Source organism: Pseudomonas sp. GXM4 (assembly GCF_008923895.1).
GTDB classification, from domain to species: Bacteria; Pseudomonadota; Gammaproteobacteria; order Pseudomonadales; family Pseudomonadaceae; genus Aquipseudomonas; species Aquipseudomonas atacamensis.
Window position 1 is genome coordinate 1 of sequence record NZ_WBRZ01000135.1, and the last position, 15,143, is coordinate 15,143.

Annotated in this window: 8 protein-coding genes and 1 pseudogene; 2 read left to right on the plus strand and 7 right to left on the minus strand. The window is 61.4% G+C overall.

Going from position 1 to position 15,143, the window contains the following annotated elements; all coding sequences use genetic code 11:
* Window positions 1-62: 62 nt before the first annotated feature.
* The 5 genes from F8N49_RS16930 to F8N49_RS16950 form a co-directional block, all read right to left on the minus strand.
* Window positions 63-530, minus strand: coding sequence for an SRPBCC family protein (locus F8N49_RS16930; RefSeq protein ID WP_151551947.1), 468 nt, complete (start codon window positions 528-530; stop codon window positions 63-65).
* Window positions 531-552: 22 nt separating this feature from the next.
* A complete protein-coding gene (locus F8N49_RS16935) occupies window positions 553-3,945 on the minus strand; it encodes a non-ribosomal peptide synthetase (protein ID WP_151551948.1) in 3,393 nt (1,130 codons plus the stop codon).
* Between the two features lie 10 nt (window positions 3,946-3,955).
* Window positions 3,956-4,885 (minus strand): diiron oxygenase, encoded by a 930-nt coding sequence (locus tag F8N49_RS16940; protein WP_122707683.1) that lies wholly within the window; start codon window positions 4,883-4,885, stop codon window positions 3,956-3,958.
* A complete protein-coding gene (locus F8N49_RS16945) occupies window positions 4,882-5,658 on the minus strand; it encodes a DUF3050 domain-containing protein (protein WP_122707681.1) in 777 nt (258 codons plus the stop codon). Before F8N49_RS16945 ends, F8N49_RS16940 begins: the two co-directional genes overlap by 4 nt.
* Window positions 5,659-6,356: 698 nt before the next feature.
* The gene (locus tag F8N49_RS16950) at window positions 6,357-7,067 is read right to left on the minus strand and encodes a GntR family transcriptional regulator (protein WP_151551949.1); all 711 of its coding nucleotides are present in this window, start codon (window positions 7,065-7,067) and stop codon (window positions 6,357-6,359) included.
* Between the two features lie 197 nt (window positions 7,068-7,264).
* Here F8N49_RS16950 and lapG point away from each other — a divergent pair, with 197 nt between their 5' ends.
* Together lapG and lapD are read left to right on the plus strand one after the other, a co-directional pair.
* Complete coding sequence (lapG, locus tag F8N49_RS16955) at window positions 7,265-7,957, plus strand: cysteine protease LapG (protein ID WP_073476740.1); 693 nt, start codon at window positions 7,265-7,267, stop codon at window positions 7,955-7,957.
* Window positions 7,958-7,971: 14 nt separating this feature from the next.
* Window positions 7,972-9,924 carry a cyclic di-GMP receptor LapD gene (gene lapD / locus F8N49_RS16960; protein WP_151551950.1) on the plus strand — a complete coding sequence of 651 codons (1,953 nt, stop codon included), beginning with the start codon at window positions 7,972-7,974 and terminating at the stop codon, window positions 9,922-9,924.
* A gap of 190 nt (window positions 9,925-10,114) precedes the next feature.
* Here lapD and F8N49_RS16965 read toward each other — a convergent pair whose 3' ends face one another.
* Both F8N49_RS16965 and F8N49_RS16970 read right to left on the minus strand, forming a co-directional pair.
* On the minus strand, window positions 10,115-10,453 hold the full coding sequence (locus tag F8N49_RS16965) for a hypothetical protein (RefSeq protein ID WP_016772279.1): 339 nt from the start codon (window positions 10,451-10,453) through the stop codon (window positions 10,115-10,117).
* 149 nt (window positions 10,454-10,602) lie between these two features.
* A pseudogene (locus F8N49_RS16970) lies at window positions 10,603-15,143 on the minus strand (LapA family giant adhesin); the annotation flags it as partial.

The window sequence follows — 15,143 nt, forward strand, 5'->3', positions numbered from 1 at the left end:
TCCAGATGTGGGAGCGAGCCTGCTCGCGAAAGCGGCGGTTCAATCACCGCCAAACCGATGCCTTAGACAAACAGCTTCAGCACATTGCCCATCGCATCATCGGCAAACCCCTGCACGAAATCCCTGAACCCCGGCAATGCTTCATCCCCACCCGCAGCCGGTTCGGCAATGATCGTCCAGGTCGCTCGCGACTTCCCTGCGCTCAGCGATTCCACTTGCATCGCCGCCCACAGATTCCCCACCCCCAACGTGTTGTAGATCGTCGTCCAGGTCATGCGCCGCGCCTGTTCATCGCGCGAGTTGAGTTGTTCGACCGCGACGTTGCCGTCCTTGAAGATTTTCTTGCGCAGCGAAGACACGCCCTCGCCGGTCATTTCGGTGTGCGACAGCGCCGGAATGAATCGTTCGAAGCCAGCGAAATCGCCAACGATCGCCCAGACTTTTGCCGCGTCCGCCGGCACTTCCACCGACGACACAACGTGGCAGCCTTGCGGGTTTTTGATCAGGGTGTCGGGTTGCAGATTGCTCATGGTGTTGCTCCTTTGGGATGAGTCAGATGAAGTTGATTTCTTTCAGGTAGTCGCAGCCGCGACGCAGCAGCGCCGGGGATTTCTGTGGGTAGTGCGCGCCCATCTGCTGCACGCCGGCCTCGGCGTTGGCGTGGCTGATCAGCGAGATGTCGCCGATGTCTTCCTCGAAGCCGTTGAGGTAGAACCCGAGCACGCCGAACAGCGCGTTGTCGGCGTCGACCCGACTCAGTTGCTGTTGCCAATCGGCGACGCTGACCAGCGAAAACTCGCTGCCGGTTTCGCGGAACGAAGCGACGTAGGCATCCCAGCTCAGCGGCTCGGGATTGTGCAGATTGAACACCGCGCGTTGCGCTGAATAACGGCTGGCATGGAAGGCGATGAAGCGGGCGAGAAAGTCCACCGGCATCAGGTCGAAATTCAGCGCAAAGGCCGGCACCTGGCCGAGCTGGATCGAGCCCTTGAGCATGAGCATCAAACGGTTCTTGTGCGGCTGACAAACACCGCTGAGGCTGTTGAAGCTGATGTTGCCAGGGCGATAAAGATTGACCCGAACACCACGCTCGCGCGCCCGTTCGAGGATGCGTTCGCCGACCCACTTCGACAGGTTGTAGCCGTTGCGAATATAGATCGGCGGCGTCGCGGCGGCGGGCAGTTCCAGCACTCGACCGGCGTCATCCACGGTGCTGGATGCCGACAGGGTCGAGACGAAGTTGAAGACCTTTTTGCGCTGCCCTTCGCACAGCTTCAGCAGGGCAAATATCGGTTCGACGTTGTCCGCCGCCAGGGACTCGTAATCGAGCACGTGGTTGACGTTGGCGGCGTTGTGCACCAGCGCGCCAAATTCGCGATCCAGGCGCTGATATTCCTCATCGCCCAGGCCCAGTTGCGGACGGCTGATATCAGCTGCGTAAACCCGCACACGGCTCAGGTCGAGGTGCTCCAGACGGTTTTCGCGCAGTGCCTGAGCGAAACGTTGCGCCGCCGTTTGCCCGGCGCCATCACGCACCAGACAGGCCACCTCGCTGGCGCCCCAACCGAGCAGCGCTTCGACGATGTGCACGCCGACAAAACTGTTGGCACCGGTGACGATGACCTTGTGCACATCGCCCATGCGGCTGATCGGCAGCGGTTCGATGTCCAGCGCGCGCTCGGCGTCGGCCATGGCCTGAGCGCTGAGCACGGCGCTGTCATCGGTGCCGCGCACCAGCGTCGCCAGTTTGCTGATCGTGGGCAGTTCGATGAAGCGATTGATCGAAATGCTTCGGCCGAATTCCTCACGCAAGCGCAGCAACATCCGCGACAGCAGAATCGAATGACCACCGAGATTGAAGAAGCTTTCGTCAGTGGAAATGTCGCTGGTCGGCAGTTCCAGCAGTTCGGCCCAGACCTCAAGAAGCAGCGCTTCGTCAGCATTGGCCGGCAGGCATTTCGCAGCGCTGTCCTGCACCGTCACCGGCAATGTCAGCAGCGTCTTGCGATCGACTTTGCCGTTACTGGCGAACGGCATCTGCGCCAGTTCGGTCCACGCTCCCGGTTGCATGTAGTCCGGCAGAAACTGCCGGGCGTGAGCCTTCAATGCGTCGCGGGCAGTCTCGGTCTGTGGCTGGGCGAGAAACGCCAGAATCCGCCGCTGACTGTCGATGACCACGGCAATCTGCCGATACAAGCGGCTCTCGCGCAGGCAGCGCTCGATCTCTTCCGGCTCGACGCGAAAGCCACGGATTTTCACCTGATTGTCGCGCCGCCCGCACAGCTCGATACCGTGCTCGCCCCACTTGGCCATGTCGCCGCTGCGGTAGGTGCGCAGGGTTTCGCCGCCGGGCAGTGACAGGCTCAGATAACGCTCGGCGGTCTGCTGCGGATTGTTCAGGTAACCGAGGCAGACACCAGGGCCGACGATGAACAGCTCACCGACGGTTTGATCAGGCACCGGTTGCAGATCGTCGTCGAGAATCAGCACCCGACTGTTGGCGATCGGCCCTCCCAGCGTGCGGTTGCTGTCGCCCGGTTTGAGCTGGCGCGCGGTGATCAGCACGGTGGCTTCGGTCGGGCCATACAGGTTGTGCAGGGTGCCTTGGCGGGTCAGTTGCTCGATGACGTACGGCTCGCAGACATCACCGCCCGTCATCACCTGCACGCCCTCCAGTTGCTCCAGCGGCAGGATGCTCAACAGCGCCGGCGGCAGGAAGGCGTGGGTCAGTTGCCGCCGGCGAATCAGCGCAACCAGCTGCAAAGGATCGCGGCGCTGGGTGTCGTCGGGCACGATCAGTTCCGCCCCTGCGAGCAGGCTGGGGAAGATGTCGATCAGCGAAGAATCGAAGCTAAGCGAAGAGAACTGCAACACCCGGCTTCCGGCGTGCAGCTGCACGTAGTCGGCGTACCACGCGGTGAAGTGGGCGAGATTGGCCTGGCTGAGCAGCACGCCTTTCGGATGCCCGGTGGTGCCCGAGGTGTAGAGCGCCATGCACGGCGCATCAAGTTCCGGGCGGTGCTGCATCAGCGGCCGGTCGAGATCGGCGTTCGGCGCTTCGATGCCACTGACATCCAGCCCCGCTATCGACTCGCTGAGCGCCTGTTGTCCATCGTGAAGCAACAGCACCGCGCCGGCGTTTTCCAGGATGTATTGCTGACGCGGCAAAGGATGACTCGGCTCCAGCGGCAGGTACACGGCGCCGCTGCCTAGAATCGCCAGAATCGAGGCAAACAGCGCCGGGCTTTTGCCTTGGCAGACACCGACCACCCACGGCTGCGGATGTTGCTCGAGCAAGGGCAGCAACCGCTGCTGGATCGCCCGGCTGTGGGCGTGCAATTGGCGGTAGCTGATGGACTGTCCGCCGAGGTGCAGCGCCGGTCGTTCGGCATGTTCGATCAGGCTTTGTCGCAGGCGTTCGATCAGCGGGATCTGCGCTTGTTGCAGCAGCGCCGGATTTGCCGTGTCGTTGAGACGGTGGACATACGCCAGTTTGTCGATGAACAGCAGGTCTTCCAGGCGTTCGAAATCCGGCGCGATCAGCGCAGGGGCATGGCGGAAATAATCGGCATCGCGGGAAAAGCGGCTGACCAGCAACGCCACCTCATCGACCACATGGGCAAGCGCTCGTTGGCGTAGCGACTGACCGTTGCCGGACGGCTCATCGCCGATCGGTACGCGGCAGATCAGCGACGAGCCGAGGAAGCACAGCAAGTCGAGGGTCGGCAGGCCGCCATGCTCTTGCGCGGCGACACCCAGGCGCAGGTGCAGATGCGGGATGGCGCAGAAATCGCCGGCAGCGATAAAGCCATCGTCGATGATCAGATCCACCGCCGTTTGAGCCACGCCGCTGCGGGTCACAGCATGGCCATGCTGTTCGAGTTCCCGGGCCAGGTCGGTCATCGCCTGGCCGGCGCCGGTGAGCAAAATGTCGAGACGTTTCATGTCGGTCTCCTCAAACCAGATAGTCGCGCAGGGCGTGCTGCACGCACGGTGTGTCGAGCAGCGAGCTGTTGTGGAAAAACCTGACGATGTTGCCCACCAGCGGGTGGTGGCGATTGATCGGGAAGGCCAGTCCGGCGATTTCTTCGCGCAGTGAATGGCGCGTGGTTTCGCTGACCGGCAGCGCATCGATCAGGCGCAAATCGAAGGACTTCTGGATGTCGTTGGTCAGGTAATGGCCGATGAACACCGGCAGAATCTGCGCGATGGTTTCGCGGTCTGCGTCGCTGGCGGTGTGCCAATAGATGCGCACCATCCGCGCCCAGAAACTCGAGTGGCGACCTTCGTCGAGCAAGTGGTCGGCCATCAGGCCCTTGATCGACGGCTTGACCGAATCGTCGCGGGCGAACGCCGCGACGTCGCCGGTCACGGTGTTTTCGGCGATCGCCACGCAGATCAATTCCACCGCGCTGCGCAGGTGTTCCGGAGCCAGCGCAACGGCGGCGGGAATCGCCCGGCTCAGCTCGATTTCATCGGGCAATTGAATCGGCTCGATACCGGTCAGCGCGACCGTTTGCTGCATGAAATCCATGGCCACCAGCGCGTGGTAATCCTCATCGACCACCACGGTCATCGCGTCGTAGCGACAGGCGAACGGGAATGCCACGGCGAAGCGATTCTTGGCAATGCTGCGGGCGGTCTTGTCGACGATTTCCGTCTCGAAAATCACTACGTCGTTGATGAATTTGTACAACGTCTGCACCAGGGCGAAATCACGTTGCTGTGGGCATTCACGCAGGAAGGTTTCGCTGAGCACCAGCGGCTGGCGGCTGAGCGGGTAGATCAGGCGCTGATCGTCTTCGAGCAGCCGCCGGGGACGGGTGCGGATGGTCGCACGGCTTTCCCAGGCGTCGGCGAAGGATAGATAGTCGGCAGCGTTCATTGGGCCACCTCGGCAACTTCCACGCCGATGCTCAGGCGCAGCCCGTCCCACAAGGCGATGCGGCTTTCCACGGCGGCGATGGCGCTGGCATAAACCTCGGCTGCGCGCTGCGGATCGCCATCGACCAGACGCTCCAGCAACTGCTCGGCGGCGGGGCCGTGATCTTCGGAATCGACTTCGATATGCCGTTGCAGGTAGTAACGGAAAGTCGGTGCCTGTTCGATGCCGATGCCCCAGTCATCGAGGATGCGCTGGAACATTGTCGGAATAACGCTCTCGCGACCGTGCAGGAACGCGGCAGCGACGCTGTGTCCCGGCGCTTCCAGGGCAATGCGCAAGGTATCGCGGACAAACTGCGCGGCCGCCGGGACGACGTCGACGCTCTGCAACGCGACGTCATAACTCACGCCTTCCTGCTGCAGGGCGACAAAGCGCTCTACCGCCGTGGTGCTCGCGCCGATCTCGCGCATCGCATCCAGGTACAACTCGAAATGGCTGTAATGGCCGGCATCGAGGCGATCGTCCGATTCCTCGCCCAGCACGATCTCGTTGATCAACCGCGCCGCGTGGGGATCGCGCGGCGGCAACCAGGGTAAACGCGTGCAGGTCAGTTCCTGTTGCAGGCGCTTGGTCAGCGACATGAAGTCCCATACGGCAAATACATGGGTTTCCATGAAACGGCGTAATACCGATAACGAAGTAATCTCGGAAAAGATCGGGTGAATACTCAGTTCGGCTTTCTTCAGGGCGAGTTGCTGCTTAGTGGGCATCATGATGTCCTTTATCATTGATTGAAGTGCACGGTTCTTTTCAGTTGCTGTAAGCGGTCGAGCAAGTTGGATAGCAAGTTGGTCGGGCAAATATTGATTGCGCTGTGGCGCCGTTGCGGCGCCACGGGTGCTGCGGTTGTTACGTGAGGTATGCCGCGCTGAACGGCGACGTTCAAACCTGGCGAGAGAAAAACTAATACAGGGCAAATGAATTTAACAAGTTTATTTTCAATTATTTTAAGTTGGCTGTTTTTTGAATATGAGAGTTACCGATAAAACTTTCAGATCAAGTTTTATTTGGGCGTAGTTACTCCTTTCGGCTAATAACGGCCAAAATCGATAACAAGAGTGAATGCCTCACTCGAAGCAACTTTTAAACAAGGGAAGTTTATGAATTCAAAGGGGGCGAAAGTTGGCCGGGACCGGCGCCATGACTTCCTGTTTCCCGTGACAAGGCTCCTTCCGTAGGTTCCTGTTGCGGGGACTGTGCCGTCAGGGCGGCGCGTCCCCGTTCTGTAGGGGTGGCGCTGGAAGAGTGCGGGTAAATTGCCGTCACGGCTATTACCGATTGGTCATCGGCGGGCAGCAGAAATGCGTCGGCAGGGCCGGGGCGGGCACCAGCGGGCACGCCGATCCGCTGCCAGCGCTGGCAGCAGAGCGGTCGCGAAGATTTGTAAGGGGATTATTCGACGTACGGGATATCAGCGCGCGGTGTGACGCTTCTGTGCGGCGGGAGTCGCCAGGTATCGGGTGATGACCTCAACGCCACGGTTGAGGTGCTGCTCCAGCATTGCGAGCGAGCGCGGTATGTCCCGCTCGATTACGGCCTGAAGCATGGCGCGGTGGTCATCCTGGGACAGCTTGCCCAAGCCCATCGCTTCCAGATTGAACCGCAGAAAACGTTCTTCTTCGTTCAGCCCGTCCTCCACCAGGCGCAGCAGTCGCTGGTTGGGCGCCTTGTTATACAGGGCCATGTGAAAGAGACGGTTGAGGCGGCCGATTTCGTTGTAGTCGTGCTGCGCTTCCAGTTCGTCGATGTAGCCGGCGGCGAGTTGATGCTCGGCCTCAGTCAGCAGCGGAATGGACTGCCGCAATGCCTCGGACTCGAGCAGAATGCGCAACTCGTAGGTTTCAGCAGCATCGCCCTGGATCAGTGGGGCGACCACGGCGCCTTTGTGCGTGGTGACGCTGAGCAGCTCCTGCGCTTCGAGCTGGCGCAAGGCTTCGCGCACCGGCATGCGGCTGACCCCGAACAGATCGGCCAGATCCTGCTGGCGCAGTGCAGTGCCGCAGGGCAGGCGGCCATCGAGAATGGCCGAGCGCAGGGTTTCTTCGATCACCGACCGGGCCAGATGCGCAGGAATCGGTCCTTCGACTTTGATGCTGTGCAGCGGTTTGGGCTTCTGAGTCACGACAACACACCCTGTAGGTCGCAATATTTGGATCCAAATGACACTAGTGATTGCTCTACAGGTTGTCAAACCTTGTAAAACGTTGCGCGGCAATCTCAAGTCTAGCGCGTCTTCGATGATCTCACGGTGCCATTGTTTTTTGCCGGGCTAAGCTTCACCATCAAACGCGTCCTTTCTGTCCTTCTGGAAAACCTGCAGTGGCGGTACGTTTCGCGATCCCTCGGACCTTGCGCTGGCTTGGCTGCGCATTGCTGCTGGCCGGCGTCATGCTGGGCGGCCTGCACGCCGATTGGGATTTTTCCGCGATCAGCCGCAAGGCCACGGCTCTTTATGGGCCACTGGGCGCGGGGCAGCAGCGCATCGACGCCTGGCAGAATCTGCTGGCCACGCAGAAGCAGGTCAGTGAGATGGACAAGCTCAAGGTGGTGAACCTGTTCTTCAACAAGCAGGTGCGTTACGTCGAAGACATCGATCTGTGGCGCGAAGTGGATTATTGGGAAACCCCGATCGAAGCCCTGTGGAAGGGCGCCGGTGACTGCGAAGACTACGCCATCGCCAAGTATTTCAGCCTGCGCCATCTCGGCGTTTCCAGTGACAAGCTGCGCATCACCTACGTCAAGGCGCTGCGCCAGAACCGCGCGCACATGGTGTTGACGTACTATGCGACCCCCGATGCCATGCCGCTGGTGCTCGACAGCCTGATCGATCCGATCCAGCCGGCGGCGCAGCGGACCGATTTGCTGCCGGTCTACTCTTTCAATGCCGAAGGTCTGTATCTGCCAGGTGCCAAGGGCAATAAAAAGGTCGGCGACACCAAACGCCTGTCGCGCTGGCAGGATGTGCTGAAAAAAATGCAGGCCGAAGGTTTTCCGGTCGAGACGACTAACTAGGAGCACGCGCTCAGATGTCTTTGTTCAAACAGCTGTTGATCGCTATCTGTCTGTTCCTGGTCGTGGCCTTCACCGGCAGCTTCATGGTCAGCCTGGAGAGTTCGCGCACCCAGTACGTCAATCAGTTGCGCTCTCACGCACAGGACGCGGCGACGGCGCTGGCATTGTCGCTGACGCCGAATATCGACGACCCGGCGATGGTCGAGCTGCTGGTCAGTTCGATTTTCGACAGCGGTTATTACGCGAGCATCCGCGTGGTCGACGTGAAGACCGACCAGACCATTGTCGAGCGTAGCGGTACCCCGGCGGTGAGCAACGTGCCGGACTGGTTCGTCAAATTGATCGGCCTCGAGCCGGCTGGTGGCGATGCACTGGTCAGTCGTGGCTGGGAGCAGGCGGCGCGGGTCGAGGTGGTCAGCCATCCGATGTTCGCCGTGGCCAAGCTGTGGCAGAGCGCACTGGGCAGTCTTGGCTGGTTGCTGATCTGCGGCGCATTGAGTGCGGTGCTCGGCGCGCTGTTGCTGCGTCGGCAGTTGAAGCCGCTCGATTACATGGTCCAGCAGTCCCATGCGATTGCCCGCCGCGAGTTTCTCAGCCTGCCGGATCTGCCGCGCACGCCTGAATTGCGTCGCGTGGTGCAGGCAATGAATCAGATGGTCGAGAAGCTCAAGACGCTGTTTCAGGAGCAGGCCGAGCGCAGTGAAAAACTGCGTACCGAGTCCTATCAGGACAACCTCACCGGCCTGGCCAACCGCCGCTATTTCGAGATGCAATTGAACAACCGCGTGAGCAACCCGGAGCAGGCCAGTTCCGGTTATCTGCTGCTGTTGCGGGTCAAGGATCTGGCCGGGCTCAACCAGCGTCTTGGCGGCCAGCGTACCGACCAGTTGCTCAAGGCCGTCGGTGAGCAACTGACCCGCGAGTGCGCCAGATATCCACAAACCCAGGACTTGGTCACGCGTATTCGCGGCGGTGAATTCGCCGTGCTGGCGCCGGGGCTGGTGCGCGAGGAAGCGCTGCAGCTGGCGCAGAATCTCGACAATGCCTTGAGCAGCCTGCATGCCACTGGCGCGACCGATGTGCCGGCGGTGGCTTCGATCGGGCTGGCGCCGTTCGCCCACGGTGACTCCCCGCAAGCGGTGCTGACACTGGGCGATCAGGCACTCGCGCAGGCCGAAGGGCAGGGCGAGCAGAATTGGGCGTGCATCGATCAGAGTCTGGTGGCGGAGGTCGGTGACGACCATCACGCTTGGCATCGACTGCTGGATCAGGCCTTGAGTCAGCAGCGTTTCGAGTTGTATTTCCAGCCGGTGGTCGCCGCGCAGGACACGCAACTGGTGCTGCATTACAAGGTGCTGTCGCGTCTGCTCGACGAGCAGGGCCAGACCATTCCCGCCGGACGCTTCCTGCCATGGCTGGAGCGCTTCGGCTGGACCGCACGCCTCGATCGCCTGATGCTCGAACGCGTGCTGGAGCAGATGAAAGAACATGAGGAGTCGCTGGCGCTGAACCTGTCCTCGGCGACCCTGGCTGACCCGCAGGCGTTGAACAAAGTCTTCGAAATTCTGCGTGCGCATTCCAATCTCGGCGCACGCCTGACTCTGGAGATCGGCGAGGAGCAACTGCCTGAACAAGCGGTGCTGGAGCAGTTGACCCGACGCCTGCGCGAGCTCGGTTTCTCGCTGAGCCTGCAGCGCTTCGGCGGGCGCTTCAGCATGATCGGCAACCTGGCGCGCTTGGGTCTGGCGTATTTGAAGATCGATGGCAGCTACATTCGGGCGATCGATCAGGAGAGCGACAAGCGCCTGTTTATCGAAGCGATCCAGCGCGCGGCGCACAGCATCGATCTGCCGCTGATTGCCGAACGGGTCGAGACTGAAGGGGAGCTGTCGGTGATTCGCGAGATGGGCTTGTATGGCGTGCAGGGGCAGTTGCTCGGTGAGCCGAAGCCCTGGGACCTGAACTGATCGTTCTCACGCTCTGCGTGGGAATGCAGCCCGTGACGCTCTGCGTCACAACGGTGACGGGCCGTGATAACTGAGTTGCGGTCGGAACGCGGAGCGTCCCTTGATGCATTCCCACGCGGAGCGTGGGAACGATCATTGTGGGAGCGAGCCTGCTCGCGAAAGGGCCAGTCCAGTCGGTGAAGATCCAGGATCAGATCAACCCGCCTTCATCCTCATCGATCAACTGGCTCAACCCGCCCAGCGCTTCACGCGCCTGGGTGCGGTCCATCAGTTTGGCCTGGGCCGCCGCCGGCAGGTCGGTGACGCGGATCACGCCTTTCTGGGTCAGCACCTGAATCAGGTCGTCGAGTACCCGAATCATTTCAAAGTCGCTCTGCTTGAGCTGTTTGAGGCTGTTTTCCACGGCTTCGTTGGCGTACCACGCCTGAATTTCATGGTTATCGGCGGGCAGCGTTTCCGTGGCCTCGGCGTACGCCGCAGCTTCCACGCGAATCAACTGGCCTTGCGCATCGCGTTGCACGTAAAACATTGAGCATCCCTCACAAATGAACAGCGTCATGCTGTCAGCAGCATAGCCAACTGCGCGCCAGTATGCGGGGCGACGATCAAATCGTCACCGCTGCATCGCCCGCAAACGCGACGGCCGCCTCACAGGAGGCGGCCGTTTTGGTTTCAGCCTCAGCTGTTGTTGTGGTCGACCTTGATGGTCGGATCGCTGCCGGCAATCAGGTTGTGCAGGTTGGCGCTCGCCCAGTTGTTGCCTTCCAGTTTGATCGTCACGTCCGGCGTGGCCGCAGCGGCATCGCCCGAGTTGAATTTGCCCGCCGAGCTGACTTGCAGCGACGACGTGCCATCGACCGTGGTGATCTTCAGGAAGTTGTCGATCGTGCTGCCGGTTTCGCCCTGCAACAGGTCGCGCAGGTCGATGCGGTCGCCTTCGCTGGCTTTGAAATCCTTGATCACGTCGTTACCGGTGTCGCCTGATTTCCAGACGAAGGTGTCGCCACCGGAACCGCCAATCAGGATGTCGTTGCCCTGACCGCCAATCAGCGTGTCGTTGCCAGTGCCGCCGAGCAGGATGTCATTGCCTTTGCCGCCGTCGAGCAGGTCGGTGCCACCCGAGCCGAACAGGATGTCATTGCCTGCGCCACCCAGCAGCGTGTCGTTGCCATCGTGCGCACCGGACACATCGAACGCCTGATAGTGCTCGGTGATGTACTGGTGCACGTTGCTGGTGCTGACTTTGCTGACATCGACGCCGGTTTCCTTGGCGACGAACGCCTGCATCGCCTGGTAACCCTCGCCGGCAATGCCGTTGAAGCTGACCAGATCGCCGAACAGGATGTCGTTGCCTTCGCCGCCGTTGACGGTGTCGTTACCTGGCATCGTCGCTTCGGTATGGCCGATGATCGAGTTGGCCAGATCCTTCGGATCGATGTTGGTTTGCGGCGTTTTGTCCGAGTCGTACGGCTTGAGGTCGTTGAGGCTGACGTCGTTGTTCAGGCCAATGGCTTCGACGTTCGACAATCCGCTCAACAAGGCAAAGCCGCTGGTCGAGTTGCTGGTGGTCGACGAGTTGGTGCTGTTACCGGTACCGGCCAGGTTCGACAGCTCGTAAGTGCCGTCACCCTGAGCGTGAATGGTGCCCAGATTGCTGCTGCTCCAGCCCCACCACGAACTGTAGGTCTGCAGAGTCACGGTGCCGGCACTGTTGATCGTCAATGCGTGAGTGTTGTCGATGTACGTGCTGAAGGTGTCGCCCGGCTTGTAGTTGCTGGTTTTCACCACGTCGTCGAGCTTCACATTGCCATACAGCGTCGGATTGGTTTGCTCGCCGGTCTGGTAATAGGTCGGCTGGCCATCAGTGATGAAGTACGTCAGGTTTTTCGCGCCGCTGTTGGCCACCGCGTCGGCACTCTGGAACCAGTTGGCCGTGGTCTTGAACACGTCCTCGTAGTTAGTGCCGCCGCCGGAGCCCATCGAATCCAGCACGGCTTTGAGTTGCGCCAGCGCATTCGGGTCGTTGAGATTCACCGACACCGACTTGTTGACCTGGGTATCGAAGTCCACCAGGAAGATGTTCACCGTGCCCGAATTGCTGCCGCCCAGACTTTGCTTGAGGCTGTTGAACACCGAGGTCAGCGAGTCTTTCGCAGCGTTCAGCGACGAGGCGCTCATGCTGCCCGAGCTGTCGACCATGAACGCGATGTTGTAATTGGTGCCCGGCACCACGGTCAGGCCGCCGATGTCTGCGACGATGATGTCGTTGGCGTCGGTGCCGGTGACGTTGTCGTCACCCGAGGTGGCGGTGACCGCGTTGTACACCGCAGGCACTACCGTGACCGGAATGGTCGCGCTGCTGCTTGCCGAGCCGCCGACCTGTTCGGTGGACGTCGAAGTCACGGTCAGGTTGAACTGGCCGTTGTAGTAGGTCGGCGGAGTCACGGTCAGAGAGCCGAGGTTCCAGCCGGTGACGTTGGCTTCGCCATTGTTCGCGGTAACGGTGAAGGTATGACCCGCGCCATCGCTGAGCACCGAGCCGACCGGCGCGCCGCTGATCTTCACGCTCAGGGTTTCCGAGCCGTCGGTGTCGGTCAGCGCGGTGCTGATCGCCGACAGTTTCACCGTGGTGCCTTCGGCGCCGGTGTTGAGCTTGTAGCCGTCGTAATAGCCTTCGCCATTAGTGCCGTGCAGATCGGAGACGGTCACGCCCGAGTTGATCAGGTCCTGCACACCGGTGTAGATCGGCACGCCGGCGTTGCTCAGATCGATCGGCGTGCCGCCGTTGACCGACAGGTTGACGTCGTAGCTGCCCGGGCCGCTCTGGTTGTGGTGGTAGATGTCGAGGGTGTAGTAGCCGCTGGTGGTCGGGGTGAACGAACCATTGATCGCACCGCCCGCGCCCCAGGTACCGGAAGCCACACTCTTGCCGCCGATGGTGATCAGCAGGCTGTCATCGGCCACGCCGCTGAAGCTGTAGGTCTTGCCGGCTTCCAGGTAGATCAGGCCAGAGGTCTTCGACGCCGTACCGGCGGCGACACTGCCGTCAGACTGCACGTTGGTGACGTTGCCGCTGGAGTTCGGTTTGCCGGCGGCGTCGATCACGTTTTTCAGGGTGGTCGAGTTCGCGCCGCTGCCGTCAGTGCCCAGCCCCGAGAGACCGGTCCAGACTTCCTTGATCAGGCCAGTGGATTTAACGCTGTTATCGGCCACGGCCACGGTCGGCGCATCCGCCACTGGCGTGATGTCGATCTTCACCGTGCCGGTGCTGCCCAGCGCTTGGCCATCGGTAGGCTGGAACTTGATCTGCGCGTAGTCCGCCTGATTGTTGCCCAGGCCGGTGCCGCCGTAACCATTGGTGCCCGACTCGTTGGCATCCGGCAGGAAACGCAGCTTGCCGGCGTCGATGTCGGCCTTGCTGAAGGTCTGGTTGTTGGCAACATCCTTCCAGGTCGAGCCGTCCAGATACTGCAGTTTGCCCTCGCCCGGCAGCTGCGTGATCTTGATACCAAGGCTGCTCGCCGGGCTGTCGACATCGCTGACGCCAAAGGTCGACCAGCCGAGCACCAGCGGCGTGTCTTCGGTGCCGGTGACATTGCTCGGCGCAGCGACCGGTGCATCGTTGACCGCCACCACGTTGACCGTGGTCGTCGCGGTGTTCGAGTAGTTGCCGCCATCGGTCACCGTCACGGTGATGACGCGCGGCACGGTGCTCGGGTTTTCGCTGCTGTTGGTGAAGCTGATGTTCTTGATGGCCTGCATGTAGTCGGCCAGGGTCGCGTTACCCGAGAGGGTCAGGGTCACCGTGCCGTTGGTGCTGTTGGCATTGATGGTGATGCCGTTGACGCTGTTGCCCAGATTCAGCGCATCGCCGTCCTGACGGTTGGTCAGCACCACGGTGGCACCGGTCAGCATCGTGCTGTCCGGGTCGGTGATGCTGATGTCGGTGTCAGCGATCGATACGCCGGCGCCCGGGGTGTTCTCGGTGAACGTCACTTTGTAATCGGCACCGGTCGCTCCGCTGGAGTTGTTGGCGTCCAGATCGAGCACCGGTGGCGCATCGTTGTCGATGATCGAGGTGCTGACGCTGCCATTGGTGCTGCTGACCGCGAGGTTCTCGAAGTTGCCGCCGGTAGCCGAATCGATCTTGACCACGAAGTTCTCGGTGCCTTCGGTGATCTTGTCATCGAGGGTGGCGACGTTGAACTGCGCGCTGCTGGCGCCCGCCGGGATCTTCACGGTGTACACACCGGTGAAGTCCGAACCGTCGGCAGCGGTGCCGCTGTAGACGATTTTCAGGGTCACTTCGGTCTGCGCCGGGTGATTGAGGCTGACGGTATAGCTGGCGGTCTGGCCTTCGGTCACCGAGCTGCTGCCAGTGATGCTGACGGTGGTGGTGTCGACGGTGTCGGTGACGCTGGTCACTGCTGGCGTGGTGCTCGGTACCAGTTTTTCGAAGCTGCCTCCGGTGGCGCTGCTGATGGTCGCCTGCACGGTACCGGCGTCTTTGTAGACGTCGTCAGCTGGCGCTGGAACGTTCACGGTGCCGGTGGTCTTGCCGGCGTCGATGGTAATCACAGCGCCGTTCGACAGGGTCACGGTCACGGGCGAGCCAGCGGCGTTGGTCAATGTCGCGGTGTAGGTGATCTGGCCACCTTCCGCCACCGAGCCGGTCGCCGACAGGGACAGGTTGGTGGTGTCGACGGTGTCGGTCACGGTGGTGCTGACCGGGGTCTTGTCGGCGACGAGATCTTCGAAGTTGCCGCCGCTGACGTTGGTGATCGAGTTGGTCAGCGGAGCGTTGCCGGTCAGCGCATCGTTCGGTGCGACGGCGGTTACGGTGCCGGTGGTCTGGCCGACCGCGATGGTGATGTTCTGGCCGTTGGCCAACGTCACGACAACTGGCGAACCGGTGACGGGTGCGCCGACGGTTGCGGTGTAGACGACGTTGCCGCCTTCGGCCGCTGTGGCGGTTGCGCTCAGTTTTACGGTGGTGGTGTCGACGGTGTCGGTGACGGTGGTCACTGCTGGCGCGGTGCTCGGTACCAGGTTTTCGAAATTGCCACCGGTAGCTTTGCTGATCGTGGCCTGAACAGAGCCGGCGTCTTTGTAGACGTCGTCAGCTGGCGCTGGAACGTTCACGGTGCCGGTGGTCTTGCCGGCGTCGATGGTGATCACAGCGCCGTTCGACAGGGTCACGGTCACGGGCGAGCCAGCGG

Excerpts from the sequence above, each read along its gene's own strand:
- F8N49_RS16945 (WP_122707681.1), bottom strand. The coding sequence starts at position 5,658 with ATGATGCCCACTAAGCAGCAACTCGCCCTGAAGAAAGCCGAACTGAGT.
- F8N49_RS16930 (WP_151551947.1), bottom strand. The coding sequence starts at position 530 with ATGAGCAATCTGCAACCCGACACCCTGATCAAAAACCCGCAAGGCTGC.
- F8N49_RS16935 (WP_151551948.1), bottom strand. The coding sequence starts at position 3,945 with ATGAAACGTCTCGACATTTTGCTCACCGGCGCCGGCCAGGCGATGACC.
- F8N49_RS16965 (WP_016772279.1), bottom strand. The coding sequence starts at position 10,453 with ATGTTTTACGTGCAACGCGATGCGCAAGGCCAGTTGATTCGCGTGGAA.
- F8N49_RS16940 (WP_122707683.1), bottom strand. The coding sequence starts at position 4,885 with ATGAACGCTGCCGACTATCTATCCTTCGCCGACGCCTGGGAAAGCCGT.
- lapD (WP_151551950.1), top strand. The coding sequence starts at position 7,972 with ATGTCTTTGTTCAAACAGCTGTTGATCGCTATCTGTCTGTTCCTGGTC.